At 63.4% G+C, this 19,647-nt stretch carries 17 protein-coding genes; 10 read left to right on the forward strand and 7 right to left on the reverse strand.

From position 1 onward, the window contains the following. Positions 1 to 56: 56 nt before the first annotated feature. Entirely contained in the window at positions 57 to 1,106 is a 1,050-nt protein-coding gene (locus BPHYT_RS12425; protein WP_012433500.1) for a DNA-3-methyladenine glycosylase family protein, read from the reverse strand. Positions 1,107 to 1,153: 47 nt separating this feature from the next. Beyond that, positions 1,154 to 2,551 carry a cysteine--tRNA ligase gene (gene cysS, locus BPHYT_RS12430; protein WP_012433501.1) on the reverse strand — a complete coding sequence of 466 codons (1,398 nt, stop codon included), beginning with the start codon at positions 2,549 to 2,551 and terminating at the stop codon, positions 1,154 to 1,156. A 239-nt stretch (positions 2,552 to 2,790) separates the two neighbouring features. Between cysS and BPHYT_RS12435 the strand changes: the two genes are divergently transcribed. The 4 genes from BPHYT_RS12435 (at position 2,791) to BPHYT_RS12450 (ending at position 5,674) form a co-directional block, all read left to right on the forward strand. Next, complete coding sequence (locus tag BPHYT_RS12435) at positions 2,791 to 3,555, forward strand: tetratricopeptide repeat protein (protein WP_012433502.1); 765 nt, start codon at positions 2,791 to 2,793, stop codon at positions 3,553 to 3,555. A gap of 48 nt (positions 3,556 to 3,603) precedes the next feature. After that, positions 3,604 to 4,185, forward strand: a complete 582-nt coding sequence (locus BPHYT_RS12440) for a peptidylprolyl isomerase (protein ID WP_012433503.1) — start codon at positions 3,604 to 3,606, stop codon at positions 4,183 to 4,185. A 148-nt stretch (positions 4,186 to 4,333) separates the two neighbouring features. Then, positions 4,334 to 4,828 (forward strand): peptidylprolyl isomerase, encoded by a 495-nt coding sequence (locus BPHYT_RS12445; protein WP_012433504.1) that lies wholly within the window; start codon positions 4,334 to 4,336, stop codon positions 4,826 to 4,828. A 48-nt stretch (positions 4,829 to 4,876) separates the two neighbouring features. Continuing rightward, positions 4,877 to 5,674 carry a UDP-2,3-diacylglucosamine diphosphatase gene (locus tag BPHYT_RS12450; RefSeq protein ID WP_012433505.1) on the forward strand — a complete coding sequence of 266 codons (798 nt, stop codon included), beginning with the start codon at positions 4,877 to 4,879 and terminating at the stop codon, positions 5,672 to 5,674. A 147-nt stretch (positions 5,675 to 5,821) separates the two neighbouring features. Here BPHYT_RS12450 and cysE read toward each other — a convergent pair whose 3' ends face one another. Together cysE and BPHYT_RS12460 are read right to left on the reverse strand one after the other, a co-directional pair. After that, positions 5,822 to 6,658, reverse strand: coding sequence for a serine O-acetyltransferase (gene cysE / locus BPHYT_RS12455; RefSeq protein ID WP_012433506.1), 837 nt, complete (start codon positions 6,656 to 6,658; stop codon positions 5,822 to 5,824). Between the two features lie 208 nt (positions 6,659 to 6,866). Continuing rightward, the gene (locus tag BPHYT_RS12460; protein WP_041758477.1) at positions 6,867 to 7,700 is read right to left on the reverse strand and encodes an RNA methyltransferase; all 834 of its coding nucleotides are present in this window, start codon (positions 7,698 to 7,700) and stop codon (positions 6,867 to 6,869) included. A 398-nt stretch (positions 7,701 to 8,098) separates the two neighbouring features. Between BPHYT_RS12460 and BPHYT_RS12465 the strand changes: the two genes are divergently transcribed. From BPHYT_RS12465 to BPHYT_RS12480, 4 genes are all read left to right on the forward strand, one after another. Beyond that, entirely contained in the window at positions 8,099 to 8,902 is an 804-nt protein-coding gene (locus BPHYT_RS12465) for an inositol monophosphatase family protein (protein WP_012433509.1), read from the forward strand. Positions 8,903 to 9,103: 201 nt separating this feature from the next. Further along, entirely contained in the window at positions 9,104 to 10,402 is a 1,299-nt protein-coding gene (gene lplT / locus BPHYT_RS12470; protein ID WP_012433510.1) for a lysophospholipid transporter LplT, read from the forward strand. A gap of 157 nt (positions 10,403 to 10,559) precedes the next feature. Beyond that, positions 10,560 to 13,244: a DNA mismatch repair protein MutS gene (mutS, locus tag BPHYT_RS12475; protein WP_012433511.1), complete on the forward strand. Its 2,685-nt coding sequence runs from the start codon at positions 10,560 to 10,562 to the stop codon at positions 13,242 to 13,244. Further along, positions 13,231 to 14,589, forward strand: a complete 1,359-nt coding sequence (locus BPHYT_RS12480; RefSeq protein ID WP_012433512.1) for a hypothetical protein — start codon at positions 13,231 to 13,233, stop codon at positions 14,587 to 14,589. The genes mutS and BPHYT_RS12480 overlap by 14 nt, the downstream gene beginning before the upstream one ends. Here BPHYT_RS12480 and BPHYT_RS12485 read toward each other — a convergent pair. After that, positions 14,569 to 15,111, reverse strand: coding sequence for an FKBP-type peptidyl-prolyl cis-trans isomerase (locus tag BPHYT_RS12485; RefSeq protein ID WP_012433513.1), 543 nt, complete (start codon positions 15,109 to 15,111; stop codon positions 14,569 to 14,571). The two genes, BPHYT_RS12480 and BPHYT_RS12485, sit on opposite strands and share 21 nt — an antisense overlap. Positions 15,112 to 15,143: 32 nt before the next feature. Between BPHYT_RS12485 and BPHYT_RS12490 the strand changes: the two genes are divergently transcribed. Together BPHYT_RS12490 and BPHYT_RS37255 are read left to right on the forward strand one after the other, a co-directional pair. Next, positions 15,144 to 16,394, forward strand: a complete 1,251-nt coding sequence (locus tag BPHYT_RS12490) for a cupin domain-containing protein (RefSeq protein WP_041758479.1) — start codon at positions 15,144 to 15,146, stop codon at positions 16,392 to 16,394. Positions 16,395 to 16,626: 232 nt separating this feature from the next. Further along, positions 16,627 to 16,902: a hypothetical protein gene (locus BPHYT_RS37255; protein ID WP_083772052.1), complete on the forward strand. Its 276-nt coding sequence runs from the start codon at positions 16,627 to 16,629 to the stop codon at positions 16,900 to 16,902. Positions 16,903 to 17,046: 144 nt separating this feature from the next. On the opposite strand, the gene BPHYT_RS12495 is transcribed toward BPHYT_RS37255, so the two are convergent. Further along, the gene (locus BPHYT_RS12495; RefSeq protein ID WP_012433515.1) at positions 17,047 to 19,314 is read right to left on the reverse strand and encodes an ATP-dependent DNA helicase; all 2,268 of its coding nucleotides are present in this window, start codon (positions 19,312 to 19,314) and stop codon (positions 17,047 to 17,049) included. Between the two features lie 64 nt (positions 19,315 to 19,378). Continuing rightward, complete coding sequence (locus BPHYT_RS12500) at positions 19,379 to 19,597, reverse strand: DUF465 domain-containing protein (RefSeq protein ID WP_007181361.1); 219 nt, start codon at positions 19,595 to 19,597, stop codon at positions 19,379 to 19,381. Between the last annotated feature and the right edge of the window lie 50 nt (positions 19,598 to 19,647).

Genomic DNA, 19,647 nt, shown 5'->3' on the forward strand with positions numbered 1-19,647 from the left:
CGCAACTATCAATTCTTAATAATTGATAGCTTTTGGAATGGTCCCGTTTCTTTTTCTCAGTAGTCGACCGGCAACGGGTCGAGACTACGCCACATATACCAGGTGGCGACGGTGCGCCACGGCTCCCAGTTGGCGGCGACTTCGCGCGCTTCGCTGCGTGTGACCGGCTCGCCACTGAAGTAGTTGACGCTGATCGCACGAATCAGGCCCAAATCGTCGAGCGGCAGGACGTCGGGGCGCGACAGGTTGAAGATCAGGAACATCTCCGCTGTCCAGCGGCCGATGCCGCGAATCTGCGTGAGTTCGGCGATCACCGCCTCGTCTTCCATCGACGTCCATTTGCCGACGTGCAGCGCGCCCGAAACGAAATGCTGCGCGAGATCGAGCACGTATTCGGCTTTGCGCTTGGACAGCCCGCACGTGGTCAGCTTTTCGAGACCGAGCTTGATGAACTGCTGCGGCACGAGCTTCGGACACGCGGCCTCGACCTTCGCCCAAACGGCTTGCGCGGACGCGACCGAAATCTGCTGCCCGACCACCGACCGCGCGAGCGTGACGAACGGATCGCCGCGACTCAGCAGATGCACCGGGCCGAACTTCGGAATCAGTTTCTTCAGAATGCGATCGCGCTTGACGAGGTCGGCACACGCCTTGTCCCAGTAGGCCGGACGCGTGACTTCAGGCGTGAGGCCAGCGATCTGCACCGGCACCGCGACTTCGCTCGCGCTCGCCGCTTCGCCGCCCGCGGTTGCCGACGCGCGTGTCTTGCGCACGACTTCGCCTTCGTGCCCCTCGACGGTGATGCGGGCGAGTTCCTGCACGTCGCCGGGCAGTTCTGCCGGCAACGCGCCATTGCTCTTCGCACGCGGCGCCTTCGCGCGTTTCGCGACAGGCGCATGCGCCGACGCGCCGTTGAGCGCGCGCTTCGCGGCAGATTTTTTCGCTGCGCCCGCTGCGGTCTTGGCCGCCACCCCGGCGACTTTCGACGATGCTTTCCTTACCGCGCCGCTGCCCGTGCGAGCCGACGTGCGTGTCGACTTTGCCGCGGCTGACGCGTTTGTTTGAGACGCGGCTCGTTTAGCCGGCGTCTTCGTGGCCGTTGCCATCCTGCCTCCTGCCTGGCGAGTCGATCAAAGGGTAAGTCGAGGTGCGCTCACACGCGCCGCCACTCGGTCGACCCGCCGGGTTTGTCTTCAAGTGCAACGCCGGCCTCGAGCAATTCAGCCCGGATCCGGTCTGCTGCCGCATAGTCCTTCGCCTGCTTGGCGGCCACGCGCGCCGCGATCTTCGCTTCGATCGCGGCGGGCTCGAGCGCGCCCTCAGCTGCAGCCCCCGCTGCCTGCTGCAGGTATGCACGCGGCTCGCGGCCGAGCAGTCCGATCACCGCGCCTAGCGAGCGCAATTGACGGGCCAGCGCGGGGTCGCGCGTGCGGTTCACTTCTGTTGCCAACTCGAACAACACCGACACTGCAACCGGCGTGTTGAAGTCGTCGTTCATTGCTGCCTGAAAACGCTGTGCATGCGCTTCGTTCCAGTCGAGTTCGGCGGCGTCCGGCGTGACGTCTTTCAGCGCGGTGTACAAACGCGCGAGGGCGTTGCGGGCGTCGTCGATATGCACGTCGCTGTAGTTCAACGGCGAGCGGTAGTGCGCGCGTGCGATAAAGAAACGCACGACCTCGGCATCGTACTGCGCCAATACTTCGCGGATCGTAAAGAAGTTGTTCAACGACTTCGACATCTTCTCATTGTCGATCTGTACGTAGCCGTTGTGCATCCAGAAATTGACGAAGGTTTGACCGGTAGCAGCTTCACTTTGCGCTATTTCGTTTTCGTGGTGCGGAAACTGCAGGTCCTGGCCGCCGCCGTGAATGTCGAAATGTTCGCCGAGCAATGTACAGCCCATTGCGGAGCATTCGATATGCCAGCCGGGACGGCCGCGCCCATACTTCGAATCCCAGCCTGTATCCGCCGGCTCGTCCGGCTTGGCCTGTTTCCACAGCACGAAGTCGAGCGGATCCTGCTTCGCGTCGTTCGCCGCGACGCGTTCGCCCGCGCGCAGATCTTCGAGCGACTTGCCCGACAGCTTGCCGTAGTTCGCGAACTTGCGCACCGCATAGTTCACGTCGCCGTCGCTCGCCTGATAGGCGTAGCCGTTTGCTTCGAGCTGCTCGATCATGCCGAGCATCTGCGGAATGAAATCCGTGGCGCGCGGTTCGAGGTCGGGCCGCTGGATGCCGAGCGCGTCCGCGTCTTCGTGCAATGCGTCGATGAAGCGATCGGTCAGCGCCTTGATGGTCTCGCCGTTCTCCACGGCGCGCCGGATGATCTTGTCGTCGATATCCGTGATATTGCGCACGTAGGTCACGTCGTAGCCGAGCGTGCGCAACCAGCGCTGCACGATGTCGAACACGACCATCACCCGCGCATGACCGACGTGACAATAGTCGTACACGGTCATCCCGCAGACGTACATCCGCACGACGCCTTCTTGCAGCGGCACGAAAGTTTGCTTGTCACGCGCGAGCGTGTTGTAGATGCGCAGTGATTCCATAGAGAACGGTGCGTGGGCCGAAAGAAATCCGCAATGTGTTTCATGCGCGGCGCGCCCCGCCAGTCAAGAACCGGACGGCGGGCGTGTCGCATACAGCAAAACCGGTGCACCTGGTGCGGCGGTCAGGCTGCGATCAAGGCGGAGACGACCACGAGTGGCGAAAAGACAGTTTGCGGTTCGACGGAACGCGCAGACCTTTTGTTAGAATGGGTCGGAGTATAACATCCAGACCTGAGCCTATGAAACCTTCAAGCGGCCGCGCGCGCAGCGCTGCGACCCTCGCCGCGACGGCCTTCGGTAGCGCCACGCGGGCCCTCACCTTGCGCGTCACCGTGGCGCTCGCCCTCGCGGCCGTGCCGGCCGCGGCCGCCTTTGCGCAGAAGACCGCCACGCTGCCACAGGGCCCCGCCGTGCGCGACAACACGCCGGAGATCGACGCGTCGATCGCGCAGAAAAACTGGGCGGCCTCGCTGACCCAGCTCGACGCGCGCATCGCCTCGAATCCGCGCGACGCGCAAGCCAAATTCAAGCGCGGCACGGTGCTCGCCCATCTGAATCGCGACGACGAAGCCATCGCCGCGTTCACCGAACTCACGCAGACATACCCCGAGTTGCCCGAGCCTTATAACAACCTCGCCGCGCTTTACGCGAAGCATGGTCAATATGCCGAAGCGCGCGCCGCGCTCGAAACGGCGACCAAGGTCAACCCGGGCTACGGCCTCGCCTACGAGAATCTCGGCGACCTGTATCTGCGCATGGCCAACGAGGCCTATCGCCGCGCGCAGAGCCTCGGCAAGGTGAGCCCTACCACCACGCAGCGTCTCGCGGACATTCAGAAAGTCATCTCGCCGGTCAGGACCGCGGGCCAGGCGAAACAGGCCGCCAGCGCGGAAGACGACTACACCGCCCGCGCCACCTCGAACATGACGCAAACGCCGAGCTTCCAGTACGGCGGCGCGAATGGCTCGCTGGCCATGCCGCCCTACATGGCGCCGTCGAAGTAAAGCCATTACGTCTCGCGCAATACGTTTTTTCCAACCCTGAGGATCTTCATGAAATGGTTGATGTTGGCGCTCGGCAGCGCCGCCCTGATCGCAAACGCTCCCGCATTTGCCCAGTCCGGTTCGCAAGCCGCGCATCCGTCCGTCCTCTTCAAGACATCGGAAGGCGACATCCGCGTCGAGTTGTATCCTGAGAAGGCGCCCAAGACGGTCGCCAACTTCCTCGACTATGTGAAGTCCGGCCAGTACAGCGGCACGATTTTCCATCGCGTGATTCGTGGCTTCATGATTCAGGGCGGCGGCTACACGCAGAGCTTCGCGGAGAAGCCGACGCGCGCGCCGATTCCGCTCGAAAGCCGTAACGGTCTGAAGAACATGACGGGCACGCTCGCCATGGCGCGCACCAGCGACCCGAATTCGGCCACCGCGCAATTCTTCATCAACACGGTGGACAATGCCGGCCTCGACTATCCGAATCCGGACGGCAACGGCTATGCGGTGTTCGGCAAGGTCACGAGCGGCATGGACGTCGTGAAGAAGATCGAAGGCACGCCCACCACCTCGCGCGGCCCGATGGGCGACGTGCCGCAAAAGCCGGTCGTGATCGAGTCGGCCACGGTCGTCGGCAAATAATTGCAGGACCAGCGCGCCGTAGTCAGGCGCGCGAGAGAAAAAGCGTCAGCGCTCAATCCACGCCCCGGCGCGGCTGAAAGTCAGATCATGACAAATCATGACGACTGGCCGCGCCTTTTATCCACCCTGTTCATCAAAGGATTCCATCATGGTTGAACTGCATACGAACCACGGCGTCATCAAACTCGAACTGGACGCTGAAAAGGCGCCGAAGTCGGTTGAGAACTTCCTTAACTACGTGAAGGCCGGCCACTACGACAACACGGTGTTTCACCGCGTGATCGACGGCTTCATGATCCAGGGCGGCGGCTTCGAACCCGGCATGAAGCAGAAGCCGACGGGCGAGCCGATCACCAACGAAGCGAACAACGGTCTGAAGAACGTCAACGGCTCGGTCGCCATGGCGCGCACGAACGACCCGCACTCGGCCACGGCGCAATTCTTCATCAACGTGAACGACAACGACTTCCTGAACCACTCGTCGCCGACGCCGCAAGGCTGGGGTTACGCCGTGTTCGGCAAGGTGGTCGAAGGCCTCGACATCGTCGAGAAGATCAAGAAGGTCAAGACGGGTTCGAAGGGCTTCCATCAGGACGTGCCGGCGGACGACGTGGTGATCGAAAAGGCTGTGATCGTCGACTAAGTGTCGTAGCGAGCATCGATTCGTTCGAACTGATATCAGGCACCTTCAATGCTGCAAGAAACGCCGCTGCGAAGCGTCGCCGCGGGCGTGCCTGGCGAGGGCAAACGCCCGCACGCCGCACGCCCGTTTTTTTTCCTCTCCGATATTCATCTGAGCGAGGCGATCCCGCACACGGTCGCCGCGTTCGAGCATTTCATCCGCTTCACGGCCGAGCAGGCCGATTCGGTGTTCATACTCGGCGATCTGTTCGAGTACTGGATCGGCGACGATATGCTCGTCGAACCGTTCGCCGCGCGCATGGCGGCGCTGCTGCATACGTTGTCGGAGCGCGGCATCGCGCTCTACATCATGCACGGCAACCGCGATTTCCTGCTGGGCAAGCGCTTCATGAAAGCAGCCGGCGCGATCTGGCTGCCCGACCCGTTCGTGATCACCGCGTTCGGCACGCGTCTCGTGCTTGCGCACGGCGATGCCTTGTGCACGGCGGATCGTGGCTATCAAACATTCCGGCGTTTTGCGCGCAACCGTTTCGCGCAGATGCTGTTTCTCGCGTGGCCGTTGCGCTGGCGTCAGAGGCTCGCCGAAAACATGCGCTCGAAAAGCGAGCAAGGCCGCGCGCGGCCGGTTTCGCCGAAGTACGACGTGACGGCGGCAGCCGTGGCTGCGTTATTCAAATCGTCGAAAACGGCGACGCTCATTCATGGGCACACGCACCGGCCGGCGCGGCATCGCGAGCCGGGCGGCACGCGCTGGGTTCTGCCGGATTGGGATCTCGACCACGGCGAGCGCCGTGGTGGATATTTGCGTATCGACGCTGAAGGGATTCGGGCGTTGCCGTTGGGTTGAAGGTGATGGCGGTTGATTGCGCCCGTGTCGATGGATCACGTGCGCAAGGTAGTTCGGCACTGCTACGAGCCACGCGTGTCAGCGTTGTGGCTGGCCTCGCTCTACGCCGCGTTTAGCGCCGGCCTCGACGGCGCACACGAATAACTTTCACCGCTCCGCTGCCGCCGCTTCCACTTTCCCTGCAATCGCCGCAGACAACCGTCGCAGATCGAGCAACGCCGCATCCGCCCCTTGCAGTCCTTCGAGACTCGTACCCAGCCGCTCCAGCGCATCGACGATTTCGTCGATGCGTTTAGCTTGCGTCGCGGCGTGATCGATCAGCCCATGAATCGCCAGCGACACCGGATCGTCCGCGTTCGGCGTGATGCCATAGGCGCAGAAGCCGCTGCTTGCGGCGGTGCGTTTGACGTCGCACGCGGCGCCGTTGGAAACGGCGTTGACCGCCGCTTCCGGAGCCACCGCGGCCGCCGCCGGCACGATGATCCGCGCCGGATTGCCCACCGCCGTGCCACGCGCCGGCACGGGCTTGGTCACCACCGCGTTCGAGCCGATCTTCGCGTCCGCGCCGATCGTGAAACCGCCGAGCACCTTCGCGCCCGCGCCGACGATCACGCCGCGCTCGAGCGTCGGATGCCGCTTCGCGCCGCGCGTGAGCGAGGTGCCGCCGAGCGTGACGCCCTGATAGATCGTGCAGTCGTCGCCGATCTGCGCGGTCTCGCCGATCACCACGCCCATGCCGTGATCGATAAACACGCGCCGCCCGAGCGTTGCGCCCGGATGGATTTCGATGCCGGTCATGAAGCGCGCCATCTGCGAGACGAAACGGGCGAACCAGCGGCGTTTGGCTCGCCAGCACGCATGCGCGAGCCGGTGCAGCACGAGCGCGTGCAGACCCGGGTAACACGTGAGGACTTCCCAGGCGCTGCGGGCGGCGGGGTCGCGCTCGCGGATCGTGGCGATGTCTTCGCGAAGTCTCGTGAACATGGCAGGGACTGTGTTGTGGGAGAAAGCGCCGCACGCGCAACCTGGCGCGCACGACGGCGTGGCTCGCCGCATAGCACGGCGGCAGCTTTGCTTAGAACGTCCTAGGGATTGTAGGGGGATTGCGGAAAACCTGCCGGAAGTCCACGCTGCCGGCGGGGTCGTCGCCGGCCAGCGGGGAAGCATTCAGTTCAGGTACGACACGCAGCATTCAGGACGCGTCGTCTTTGGACTTGCTCTTCAACAGAATGTGCTTGGCGATGCCGCGCACGATATTCACTTCCTCGCGCTCGAGACCCGAGCGCGCAAAGAGACGCCGCAGGCGCGACATCAGCTTCTTCGGATTCGCCGGATCGAGAAATTCGAGCGCGACGAGCGCGCTTTCCAGATGCGTGAACATGCTTTCGATTTCGTCGCTCGCGGCGCGCGCACCGACGGCTTCGCCCTCGCCCGCTGCCGCCTGAGGCGCGGTTTGCGCCGCAGCGGCGCCGCTCCCGGCCGACAGATACATCGTGCGCAGTTCATACGCCAGCACCTGTACGGCCTGCGCGAGATTGAGCGAGCTATAGGCCGGATTGGCGGGAATATGCGCGAGCGCGCTGCATCGCTCGACGTCCTCGTTCGACAAACCCGTGCGCTCATTGCCGAACACCAGTGCGATCTCGCCATGCAACGCCTGTTCACGCGCAATGCCGGCCGCGGCACGCGGCGTCCATTGCGGCGGCCCGTATTCGCGCAACCGCGCGGTCAGCGCGATCGACCAGTGCACGCCGCTCAAGGCATCGGCGAGGGTCGGCACGACGTGCGCGGACGCCAGCACGTCGTCGGCACCGCTTGCCATGGCGATGGCTTCCGGGTCGCTTTGCACGTGCGGCACGCGCGGCGACACCAGGACGAGCCGCGAGAAACCCATGGTTTTCAGCGCGCGCGCCGCGGCGCCGACGTTGCCCGGATGGCTCGGCTCGACCAGCACGAAGCGCGTCGAGGTGAAGCCGCCGCGCAGTTCGGCTACGGCAGGATCGGAGGAATGGTGGGTGTGGTCCACGATGGAATTCTGCAAGCTAAAGACGCGTATGGTAGCGCCAACGCCGCGGGCGGTCCGAAATCGGCGCAGATGCGCATGCCGATGCGTACGGCAATGCGCCTGCGAGTGCCGGGCCGAGCCGCGTAAAACTTCGGCAGGCTGGCCGCGGGCCCCGCAAACGCTGCCGCGGCGTCCGGACTCAGGTAAAATAACGAAATTCGCGTCCTGCTTTGCCGTCCGGCACTGCATGAACGCCTCGTTCTTATCCAATTCGTCTCCGTCGGCGGAATGCGCACCGGTTGTACCGGGCGAGCGTTCCGTGCTGTTTTTCGCGCCTCTTAGAGGGCGCCCAATTAGCGCAGGTTAGCGCTCATTTACCGGCCAGCAGCCGTGCTGCCCCGGCACAAGGATCCAGTCTCATGCATCCCATGCTCAATATCGCTGTGAAAGCCGCGCGCCGCGCTTCACAGATCATCACCCGCGCCTCGCTCGATCTCGATCTGGTTCAGGTCAGCAAGAAACAGCACAACGATTTCGTCACGGAGGTCGACAAAGCGTCTGAAGCGGCGATCATCGACACGCTCAAGACCGCCTACCCCGATCACGCCATCCTCGCCGAAGAATCCGGCAAGTCGGATAACGAATCCGAGTACCAGTGGATCATCGATCCGCTCGACGGCACCACCAATTTCATTCACGGTTTTCCGTACTACTGCATCTCGATCGCGCTCGCTCACAAGGGCATCGTGACGCAGGCCGTGGTCTACGATCCGACCCGCAACGACCTGTTCACCGCCTCGCGCGGCCGTGGCGCGTTCCTCAACGATCGCCGCATCCGCGTGGCCAAGCGCGACCGTCTGGCCGACGGCCTGATCGGCACCGGCTTCCCGTTCCGCGAAAAGGACGGCCTCGAAGCGTACGGCCGCCAGTTCGCTGAAATGACCGAAGCGTGCGCCGGCCTGCGCCGTCCGGGCGCCGCCGCGCTCGATCTGGCGAACGTCGCCGCCGGGCGCATGGACGGCTTCTTCGAGCAAGGCCTGAATGCGTGGGACGTCGCCGCGGGCAGCCTGCTGATCACGGAAGCCGGTGGCCTGGTGGGCAACTACACGGGCGATTCGGATTTCCTGCACGTCGGCGAAATCGTCGCGGGCAACGCGAAGGTCTACGCGCAGATGATCCCGATCCTGTCGCGCTACAGCCGCACTCGTCAGCAAGCGGCATAAGCCCTGCGAGGGCGGCGCCGGCAAGCGGAACATGAAAAAGCGGCTTCGGCCGCTTTTTCGTTGGCGCGCCTGCATGCAGCGGGCGTTCGTGCTACAAAGCGGGAGGCCGCGCCGGCCTACGTCATTGCCGGCTGCGTTTCGCGCGTTTTTCGCTGCGCCCTGCTTTGCGCCTGACCTCTCGCGCAGCTTCCAATCCGCTTCATGAAAAAAGGCTTCTACACAATCATCGCGGCGCAGTTTGTTTCGTCGCTGGCGGACAACGCACTGTTGATCGCGGCCATCGCGCTGCTCTCCGTGATTCGCTCGGCCGCGTGGGTCACGCCGCTGCTGCAGATTTTCTTCACCGTTTCGTACGTGCTGCTCGCGCCGTTCGTCGGCGCTTTTGCCGACTCGATGCAAAAGCGGCACGTTATGTTCATCTCCAACGCGTTGAAGGCGAGCGGCTGCCTGATGATGATCGCGGGCGTTCATCCGATGATTGCCTACGGCGTGGTCGGCTTCGGCGCGGCCGCGTATTCGCCGGCCAAATACGGCATCCTTACTGAACTGCTGCCCGCGGAAAAACTCGTCAAGGCCAACGCGTGGCTCGAATCGGCCACCGTGCTGTCGACCATCGTCGGCACGATGGTGGGCGGCGCGTTGATCAGCACCTTCGCCGACAAATTCGTCGCGCACGCGCATCTGCCGCTGATCCGTTCCTCCGCCGATCTCGCCATGTTCGCGACGATGGTGACCTATGCGATCGCCGCCGCGATCAACATCTTCATTCCCGACACGGGCGCGCGTTATGAAAATCGCCTGAGCGAACCGAAGAAACTGGTCGGCGATTTCTATCATTGCTTCAACGTGCTGTGGGCCGACAAACTCGCGCAGATCGCACTGTGGGTGACGACCCTGATGTGGGGCGGCGCGGTCACGCTGCAATTGCTGGTGCTCAAATGGGCCAACGTGAATCTCGGGCTGTCGCTCTCGAAGGCGGCGATCATGCAAGGCGTCACGGGGCTCGGCATCGCGGTCGGCGCAGCGGCGGCGGCTGCGCTGATCCCGTTGCGCAAATCGCTGCGCGTGTTGCCGATCGGCATACTGACCGGCGCGGTGGCGATCGCCATGGCCTTCTACAACAAGGATCTGTTCCCGCCGGGCTCGGGCATTCGTATCGGCACATACGTGCTGCCGTTTTACATTCTGCTCGCCTATCCGCTGATGATTCTGCTCGGCGCGCTGTCAGGCTTTTTCATCGTGCCGATGAACGCGATTCTTCAGCATCGCGGCGCGACGCTGCTCTCCGCGGGGCATTCGATCGCGGTGCAGAATTTCAACCAGAACCTCGCGGTGCTGCTGATGCTCGGCGTCTACGCGCTGCTGCTTACGGCGAAGATGCCGGCGCAGTGGATCATCGTCGTGTTCGGCACGTTCATCACCTTCATGATGTGGCTTGCAAAGCGGCGTAGCGCGGTGAATGAACGCGCGGTGGATATGCGGGCCATGGTGGAAGAATGACGCCTTCATGCCGGTGAAGCGGGCACGGCGCGGCGTAGGGCTGCAATGCGCTGCAATGCGGACTAGCAGCGCAGATTGGCCATCCGGCCAGGGTCCGCTCGCCGCGCCGGCAGGTTAAACTCACGCCCTGAACAGCTAACGCAAGAAGATACCGAGGATGGGCATTCAAACCGCAGCGGCCAACGACGTCGCACAGCACACGCCGATGATGCAGCAGTATCTGCGCATTAAAGCGGACCATCCGGGCACGCTGGTGTTCTATCGGATGGGCGACTTCTACGAACTCTTTTTCGAAGACGCGGAAAAAGCCGCACGTCTGCTCGATCTGACACTCACGCAGCGGGGCGCGTCGGCGGGCAATCCGATCAAGATGGCCGGCGTGCCGCATCACGCGGTCGAACAGTATCTCGCCAAGCTCGTGAAGCTCGGCGAATCCGTCGCAATCTGCGAGCAGATCGGCGACCCGGCTACGTCGAAGGGCCCGGTCGAGCGCAAGGTGGTGCGCGTGGTCACGCCGGGCACGCTCACGGACGCAGCGCTCCTGTCCGACAAGAGCGATGTCTATCTGCTGGCCATGTGCGTCGCGCATAACCGGCGCGGCGTGGCGACCAGCGTCGGCCTTGCATGGCTGAATCTGGCGAGCGGCGCGCTGCGCCTCGCGGAGGTCGCGCCCGACCAGGTGGCGGCTGCGCTTGAGCGCATTCGTCCTGCGGAAATTCTGGTTGCCGACACGCCTAGCGACTCGGCGAGCTGGACGCCGCCGGTCAATGCGGGCGCGCTCACCCGCGTGCCGGTCTGGCACTTCGACGTCACCTCGGGCACGCAACGCTTGTGCGATCAGCTGGAAGTGGCGGGCCTCGACGGCTTCGGCGCGCATTCGCTGACCTGCGCATGCGGCGCGGCCGGCGCGCTGCTGCTGTATGCCGCGGCCACACAAGGTCAGCAGTTGCGTCATGTGCGCAGCCTGAAGGTCGAATACGAATCCGAATATATCGGCCTCGACCCCGCCACGCGCCGCAACCTCGAACTCACGGAAACACTGCGCGGCACTGAATCGCCCACGCTGTGTTCCCTGCTCGACACCTGCTGCACGACCATGGGCAGCCGGCTGCTGCGTCACTGGCTGCATCATCCGCCGCGCGAATCGGCGGTGGCGCAGGCGCGTCAGCAGGCGATCGGCGCCTTGCTCGACGCGCCGCCGGGCGCGAGCATCGATTCGTTGCGCGGCGCGTTGCGGCAGATCTCGGACATCGAGCGCATCACCGGGCGTCTTGCGCTGCTGTCCGCGCGGCCTCGCGATCTGTCGAGCCTGCGCGATACCTTCATTGCATTGCCCGAGTTGCGCACGCAAGTCGCAGCCGTTGCGCCGAATGCGGATTCGCTGGCCCGCATCGACGCATCCCTTGAACCGCCGCAAGCCTGCGTCGAACTGCTCAAGCGCGCGGTTGCGCAGGAACCGTCGGCCATGGTGCGCGACGGCGGCGTGATCGCGCGCGGCTACGATGCGGAACTGGACGAACTGCGCGATATTTCGGAGAACTGCGGGCAGTTCCTGATCGACCTCGAGACACGCGAGCGCGCACGCACGGGCATCGGCAATCTGCGCGTCGAATACAACAAGGTGCATGGCTTTTATATCGAAGTCACGCGCGGCCAGACCGACAAGGTGCCCGACGACTATCGCCGCCGGCAGACACTGAAAAATGCCGAACGCTACATCACGCCGGAACTGAAAACGTTCGAGGACAAAGCCCTGTCCGCGCAGGAACGCGCCCTCGCCCGCGAACGCTCGCTCTACGACGCGCTGCTGCAGGCGCTGCTGCCCTTCATCCCGGATTGTCAGCGGGTCGCCTCGGCGCTCGCCGAACTCGATCTACTGGCGGCCTTCGGCGAGCGCGCCCGCGCGCTCGATTGGGTCGCGCCCACGTTTTCGGCAAATGCCGGCATCGAAATCGAACAGGGGCGGCATCCGGTTGTCGAGGCGCAGGTCGAGCAGTTCATCGCCAACGACTGCTCGCTCACGCCCGAACGCAAACTGCTGCTGATCACCGGCCCGAACATGGGCGGTAAATCGACCTTCATGCGCCAGACCGCGCTGATCGCGCTGCTCGCTTATGTGGGCAGTTATGTGCCCGCGCGACGCGCCGCCTTCGGGCCGATCGACCGCATCTTCACGCGCATCGGCGCAGCGGACGATCTCGCCGGCGGCCGCTCGACCTTCATGGTCGAGATGACCGAAGCCGCCGCGATCCTGAACGACGCCACGCCGCAAAGTCTCGTGCTGATGGACGAGATCGGCCGCGGCACGTCCACGTTCGACGGGCTCGCGCTGGCGTGGGCCATCGCGCGGCATCTGCTCGCGCACAACGGTTGCCATACGCTATTTGCCACGCACTACTTCGAATTGACGCAGTTGCCCGCGGAATTTCCACAGGCGGCCAACGTGCATTTGTCGGCGGTCGAGCATGGGCACGGCATCGTGTTCCTGCACGCGGTCAGCGAAGGCCCGGCGAATCAGAGCTACGGCCTGCAGGTTGCGCAACTCGCCGGCGTGCCGAACGCGGTGATTCGCGCGGCGCGCAAGCATCTTGCGCATCTGGAACAGCAGTCGGCCGCGCAACCCGCGCCGCAACTCGATCTGTTCGCCACGCCCATGCCGATGCTGCTCGAAGACGCAGACGACGAGCGCGATGCGAAGGCAGAGCCCGCGGTGCCACCTGCCATGCAGGAGCTCGTCGAGCGTCTGCGCGGCATCGATCCGAACGATCTGCGACCGCGCGAAGCACTCGATCTGCTGTACGAATTGCACGAACTGGCCGCCGCGCCGGATGCGGATCATTGACTCACACAAGCCCCCGCAACGTCCGCGCAAACTCCGCGCGGCGCTGACCCTCGCCCTCACACTCTCGGGCGGCGGCGTGCCGCTCGCGGGACTGTTCGCGGGCTTGTCAGGATTCGCGCCGGCGGCGTACGCCGATACCTCGCGCTACAGCTTCGCGGTCATCGCCAACACGATGCAGAGCGTCGCCGACGAAGCGCCCACGCAGCGGTTGATCGAAGCGATCAGCCGCGAGCGCGACATGTCGTTCATCGTGTACGACGGCAATCTGAAAGGCGCGAAAGAGGCTTGCCGCGACGCACTTTACGAACGCCGCCACGCGCTGCTCGAAACCTCGCGGCCCGCCCTCTTCTTCATTCCCGGCCAGCACGACTGGGCCGATTGCGGCACGGCCGAAGCCGGCGGCTTCGATCCGACCGAACGGCTCGATCAGTTGCGCCAAACGCTTTTTGCCGACGCTACCTCCATGGGCCAGAACCCGATCGCGTTGACGCGCGAAAGCGAAGTCTCGCGCTTTCGTCCGTATCGCGAGAACGTGCGTTGGCAAATGGGCGATACGGTGTTCGTCGGCCTGAATGCGCCGAGTCCGAACAATCACTATCTGACCGCGGGCGGACGCAACGGCGAATTCGAAGACCGCGTGATCGCCAATGCATTCTGGCTGGAACATGCCGGCGAATACGCGAAACGCCGCGACGCGCGTGCGATCGTCGTGTTCATCCAGGGCGATCCGGACCCCGAGCGTTACGAACGGCCCGACCGTTTCGCGTGGCTGCGCTTTGCGCGCAACACCCGTCGCGACGGTTTTCTGGAATTCAAACGCAGCCTCGTGAAGCTCGCGCAGATTTTCCGTGGACCGGTGCTCGTGATTCATTGCGACGACGAACGTGCAAGCGCCGGCTTCGTGATCGATCAGCCGCTACGCAATGACAAAGGAATGCTGGTGACGAATCTCACGCGCGTCGCGCTCGCGCCGCATGATCGTCTTAACCAGTGGATTCAGGTGGATGCGGATTTCGGCAGGAAACCACCGTTCCGCGTCAGTGTGCGCGATGTGCCGAAGCAAATGCCGATGCCCACCGCGCAACCCGTGCTGCCGCGCGACGAACCGGCTGCTTCGATGCCGGCTGTGCCCGCGCTCGGACCCGCGTCGGAACTGCCGCCACTGTTGCAGACGCCCGGAGAGTCGCAACTGGATCAGCAACCGCGCATACCGGCGGATCAGGGTGGCGGCGGTTACGGGCCGGCCACGTCGACGCCGCCCGCCTCGGCCACTCAACCACGCATGCCAGGCGTTTCTTCAAGCGTGCCCGGCATGCCTGCAAGCTCAGTGCAGCGTGGGCCCTGACTTGCCCTCTTCTTCGTCGTCCTCGTCTTCGTCGAGAACTTCGAGGCCGTCGGCGCCATGCGCGTGCTCGTGCTGGATTTCGTCTTCAGTAGCCGGACGCACGTCTTTCACCGTCAGCGCGAAACGCAGCGCCATGCCGGCAAGCGGATGGTTGCCGTCGAGCACGACTTTGTCTTCGGCGACGTCGGTCACCACGTAGACGAGCGAGTCGAGATCCTCGTCGCCTTCTTCCGGCGTGCCTTCGAATTGCATGCCGACTTCGAGCGGTTCCGGGAAGCGATTGCGCGGCTCGATCTTCACGAGATCAGGGTCGTACTCACCGAACGCGTCTTGCGGCTCGAGCTGGATCTGGGTCTCGAAGCCGGCCTCGTGGCCGTCGAGCTCTTCCTCGATCTTGGGGAACGTGCCATCATAGCCGCCGTGCAGATAGACCATCGGCTCGTCGCTTTCTTCAATCAGATTGCCCTGCGCATCCGACAGCTTGTAAGCGACCGACACGACGGTGTTCTTTGCGATTTTCATTCGATTCTCCAGAATACAACTCACATTATACGATGCCCAAGCGGCCCACTGACCACCCGGCCGACGCAGCTTCGGCACGGAATTCGTCGCCGGCTTCAAAGCCGGCTGTTCCGGTTCTCCCGCCTTCGCCAGACACGCCCACACCGCTGCTCGGCAATCTGACGCCGTCGCAATTCATGCGCCGCTACTGGCAAAAAAAGCCGCTCCTGATTCGCCAGGCGATTCCGAACGTCGAGGCGCCGCTCTCACGCGACGAATTTTTCGAGCTGGCCGATCAGGACGAAGTCGAAGCGCGCCTGATCACGCATTTCCGCAATAAATGGCAGCTCGAACACGGGCCGTTCGCGCCTGACGAACTGCCTTCGGTCAAGCAGCGCGCATGGACGCTGCTCGTGCAAGGGGTCGATCTTCACGACGATCGCGCGCGCGCCCTGCTCGACCGTTTCCGCTTCGTGCCGGACGCGCGTCTCGACGACTTGATGATTTCCTACGCAAGCGACGGCGGCGGCGTAGGGCCGCACTTCGATTCCTACGATGTGTTTCTTTTGCAAGTAAAAGGCAAGCGCCGTTGGCGCATTAGCGCGCAGAAAGATCTGACACTGCAACCCGGCTTGCCTTTGAAAGTTTTACAGAATTTCCAGCCCGAAGAGGAGTGGCTGCTCGAACCGGGCGACATGCTTTACCTGCCGCCGCACATCGCGCACGACGGCATTGCCGAAGGCGAATGCATGACCTGTTCGATCGGTTTTCGCGCGCCTTCGGCCAGCGAACTGACTGGCCAGTTCCTCTACCATCTGGCCGAGCGCGGCGATGCGGCGGATCGGCCGGGCGCACTTTATCGCGATCCGCAGCAACCTGCCGTGGAGCGCCCCGCCGAGCTCCCGGCGGCGTTAGTCGAAAGGGTTGGCGCGATCCTTGCTCGCATCAAATGGAATGAGCAGGATATTGCGTCGTTCCTTGGCACGTATCTCAGCGAACCCAAGCCGAGTGTCGTCTTTGATCCGCCGCAAAGGCCGCTTAATGAAGCCCGTTTCATCAGTCAGGCTTCGAAGTCAGGTATTCGGCTGGACCGCAAGACTAATTTGTTGTACAACCGCCGTTTTTTCTTCGTAAATGGAGAGGAAACGTCATTTGATGGCGCAAAAAAGTGGTTGTTTGACCTCGCAAATCACCGCTGCATGAGTGCGAAACGCTTTGTAACACTCTCACACGATTCGTCGGTGACAGCACGGCTGCACGAGTGGTATTGTGCGGGCTGGATACAAGTGGGCGAGCTTGCGTAACTCTGCCTGCCTGCTATACCGTACAGTGAAATTTTGTATGAGAAAGACAACGTATTGACCCCGGATTTATGGATTGTCAGTACGAAAGTGCATATAATTTCCGCCCAAGCCGTAGGGAAGATTCGAGCTCGTCAAAAGAGCTTCTCCACCAGCGGCCCAGGTCGGTGTTGGAGCACATTACCGGTTTTATTTTGCGCTGTTGCTTACCTTTAAACCATAAAAGGACGTGATCATGAAGAAATCCCTCCTCGTAGCATCCCTGTTGGCAGCTGTGGCACTGGCTGCATGCAACAAGAGCAACGACCAAGCCGCTGCCCCGGCTAGCGACGCAGCTGCTGCTTCGGCACCGGCTGCTGCTGCTTCGGATTCGGCTGCTGCTGCTTCGGGTGCTGCTGCTGCTGCGAGCGACGCTGCTGCTTCGGCTACGACCGCTGCTTCGGACGCAGGCGCTGCTGCTTCGGACGCTGCTGCTTCGGCTGCTGCTCCGGCTTCGGGCGCAAGCCAGTAAGCTGTCGCATAGGGTTCGCCTCTGGGCGAAAACTGTATCGGAAAATCATCGCGATTTTCCGGGCAGTAAAGCAAAACGCCACGGATTCACATCCGTGGCGTTTTGTCATTTAAGCGCCGCCTTTTACAGCGGCACTGACTCATTTTAATCAGCCCGATCAGCCTCTTGCGCCGGCGTGGCGCTCTCTTCAAAAAACTCCCGCACCACCTCGATCTCACGCGTGCGTTTGAAAGGCGGCAGGCTCTGCCAGATACGGCGCCCATACGGTTTGTCGACGAGTCGTGTGTCGCAGATCATCAGCACGCCACGATCGGTCTCAGCGCGGATCAGACGGCCTGCGCCCTGCTTCAGGGTGATGACGGCCTGCGGCAACTGATGCACGGCGAATGGGCTCAAGCCCTTCTTGGTGAGCGCTTCGAGTCGAGCTGACAAAACCGGATCGTCGGGCGGCGCGAACGGCAGCTTGTCGATCACCACCAGCGACAAAGCGTCGCCGCGCACGTCCACGCCTTCCCAGAAGCTCTGGCTGCCCACCAGGATTGCGTTGCCATATGAGCGGAAGCGATCCAGCAATTCGGTGCGGCTCGCATCGCCCTGCACGAGCAGTGGATAGTCCCAGCCGCGCGCTTCGATCGTGTCGCGCAGCTTGGCCGAGATGCGGTCCACCGCGCGCAGCGTCGTGCACAGCATGAAGACGCCGCCGCCCGATGCTTCGATCGCAGGCAATGCGGCGTCGAATACGGCGTCGGTGAACATCGGCGAAGATGGCTGCGGCAAATTGCGCGGCACGTAGAGCAGCCCCTGCGTCGGATAGTCGAAGGGACTGGGCAGCGTCATCGAGCGCTTCGCGTTCAGGCCCATCTGCGCGGCATAGTGCGTGAAATCGCCGCGCACCGACAGCGTGGCCGACGTAAAGATCCACGCGCGCGGCACACCGGCGCGCTGTTTCGCGAAGATCGGCGCGACCGACAACGGCGTTTCGTGCAGCTGCACCGTATGCGAGAAGACTTCGATCCAGCGCACCTTTTCGTTCGGATCGGCGCGCTCTGTTTTGCCGTCAGTAGAGGCGACGTCAGCGGCTTCGCGCTCGGTCGGCGTGGGTGGCGTGGTCCAGCCGGCCAGCACGCCTTGCAGCTCGCGTGCGCGGCGCAGACACGCACCGATCGATTCGGCGCGCTCAGCTTGACCGGCCAACGCGGACGCCAATGCATCGAGTTCGGTTTCGAGGGTTTCGAGCGCGGGGAACAGCGGATGATCGTCAGCCAACTGGCCGATCGACAAACGCACCGAATCTTCCTTGAAGGCGAGCCGCACATCGCGCGCCGCGCGCTCGAGCGTGGCGCCGAGCTTGACCCAATCGACCGTTTCACGCGCATGGCCCAAACCTTCGGCGACCGAATCGCGCGCGAGCTCGAGAAACTGCGTAGTCGAGAGCGTTTCGCCGAAAAACAGCGTAGCTGTCTCGGGCAATTGATGCGCTTCGTCGAAAATCACGGTGTTGGCGGTGGGCAGCAACTCGGCCATGCCCGTATCGCGCAACATGATGTCGGCGAAAAACAGATGGTGATTCACCACCACGATATCCGCCTGCTGCGCCTCGCGGCGCGCCTGCATTACAAAGCAGTCCTTGTAATGCGGACATTCCTGGCCGAGACAGTTTTCGCGCGTGGACGTGACCATCGACCACACCGCGGCCGTTTCCGGCACGCTCGCCAGTTCGGCCTTGTCGCCGGTGCGCGTGATCTTGGCGAAGCGCACGATATCCTGCAGGTACGAGGTTTCCTGGCGCGACGGCAGACGGCCGTTATCCGCAGTGCGCTGCAGATAGTAGTGGCACAGGTAATTCGCACGGCCCTTGAGCATAGCGACCGAGACCGGCACCGCGAGCGCATCGCGCACGGTCGGAATGTCGCGCTGAAAGAGCTGATCCTGCAAATGTTTCGTGCCGGTCGAGACGATCACTTTGCCGCCCCACAGCATGGCCGGCACCAGGTACGCGTAGGTCTTGCCGGTGCCGGTACCAGCTTCGACGATCAGCGTGTTTTCGCTGCCGTCGAGGCCGCCCGCTTCGACGCCCTCAGCGGCCTCGGCGGCGGTATCGGCTGCGCCCTGCAGACGCCGCGCCGGACGCTTCTGCGCCTCGAACATGGCGGGCTCGGGCATTGCGCGACCCGACGCCTCCATGGCGGCAGCCACGGCGCGCGACATTTCGATCTGCGACGCGCGCGAGCGGTAGCCGTCGATCTGACGGGCCAGCAAACCATTGGCGGCGAAAATCTCGTCCAGTTCGGCGACGCGGCGTGGATTCAGCGACGCGCTCAGTGCGGACGCGGCAGGACGCGGCGCCGGTGCGACGGCTCCAGATGCGTCGCCCGGCGTGGCACGGGATGAAGTTTCAAGCGGTGAATTCAAGGCAAGCGTTTCCTGCAAAGTCCGGCTCGCGCGGCGCGCGCCCGGCGCCTGCCAGGCCGCGAACTCAGGCGCGTGCGTCCGGTTCGAGCTGCAATTGCAGCAAGATGATGGTGTCCTTGACTTTGAGTTTGCGCTTTTTCAGGCGCTGCAACTCGAAGTCGTCGATGCCGGGCTCATCCGACATTCGGTCGATCAAGCGATCGAGCCCACTATGCTCCGATTCCAGTTGCAGAATGCGGTCGCGAAGTGTGTCCGCGTTGATGACGTGATGTTGATCGCGCATGCTCGCCTCCTCTCGTCTACGGCGCGGGCTGCGTGTGCGGCCCGATGCCT

Origin of the sequence: Paraburkholderia phytofirmans PsJN (assembly GCF_000020125.1) — a bacterium.
In the GTDB taxonomy this organism is placed as follows: Bacteria; Pseudomonadota; Gammaproteobacteria; order Burkholderiales; family Burkholderiaceae; genus Paraburkholderia; species Paraburkholderia phytofirmans.

Bases quoted from the DNA above. Each gene is read 5' to 3' on its own strand.
- BPHYT_RS12425 (WP_012433500.1), bottom strand. From the start codon at position 1,106: ATGGCAACGGCCACGAAGACGCCGGCTAAACGAGCCGCGTCTCAAACA.
- cysS (WP_012433501.1), bottom strand. From the start codon at position 2,551: ATGGAATCACTGCGCATCTACAACACGCTCGCGCGTGACAAGCAAACT.
- BPHYT_RS12435 (WP_012433502.1), top strand. From the start codon at position 2,791: ATGAAACCTTCAAGCGGCCGCGCGCGCAGCGCTGCGACCCTCGCCGCG.
- BPHYT_RS12440 (WP_012433503.1), top strand. From the start codon at position 3,604: ATGAAATGGTTGATGTTGGCGCTCGGCAGCGCCGCCCTGATCGCAAAC.
- BPHYT_RS12445 (WP_012433504.1), top strand. From the start codon at position 4,334: ATGGTTGAACTGCATACGAACCACGGCGTCATCAAACTCGAACTGGAC.
- BPHYT_RS12450 (WP_012433505.1), top strand. From the start codon at position 4,877: ATGCTGCAAGAAACGCCGCTGCGAAGCGTCGCCGCGGGCGTGCCTGGC.
- cysE (WP_012433506.1), bottom strand. From the start codon at position 6,658: ATGTTCACGAGACTTCGCGAAGACATCGCCACGATCCGCGAGCGCGAC.
- BPHYT_RS12465 (WP_012433509.1), top strand. From the start codon at position 8,099: ATGCATCCCATGCTCAATATCGCTGTGAAAGCCGCGCGCCGCGCTTCA.
- lplT (WP_012433510.1), top strand. From the start codon at position 9,104: ATGAAAAAAGGCTTCTACACAATCATCGCGGCGCAGTTTGTTTCGTCG.
- mutS (WP_012433511.1), top strand. From the start codon at position 10,560: ATGGGCATTCAAACCGCAGCGGCCAACGACGTCGCACAGCACACGCCG.
- BPHYT_RS12480 (WP_012433512.1), top strand. From the start codon at position 13,231: ATGCGGATCATTGACTCACACAAGCCCCCGCAACGTCCGCGCAAACTC.
- BPHYT_RS12485 (WP_012433513.1), bottom strand. From the start codon at position 15,111: ATGAAAATCGCAAAGAACACCGTCGTGTCGGTCGCTTACAAGCTGTCG.
- BPHYT_RS12490 (WP_041758479.1), top strand. From the start codon at position 15,144: ATGCCCAAGCGGCCCACTGACCACCCGGCCGACGCAGCTTCGGCACGG.
- BPHYT_RS37255 (WP_083772052.1), top strand. From the start codon at position 16,627: ATGAAGAAATCCCTCCTCGTAGCATCCCTGTTGGCAGCTGTGGCACTG.
- BPHYT_RS12500 (WP_007181361.1), bottom strand. From the start codon at position 19,597: ATGCGCGATCAACATCACGTCATCAACGCGGACACACTTCGCGACCGC.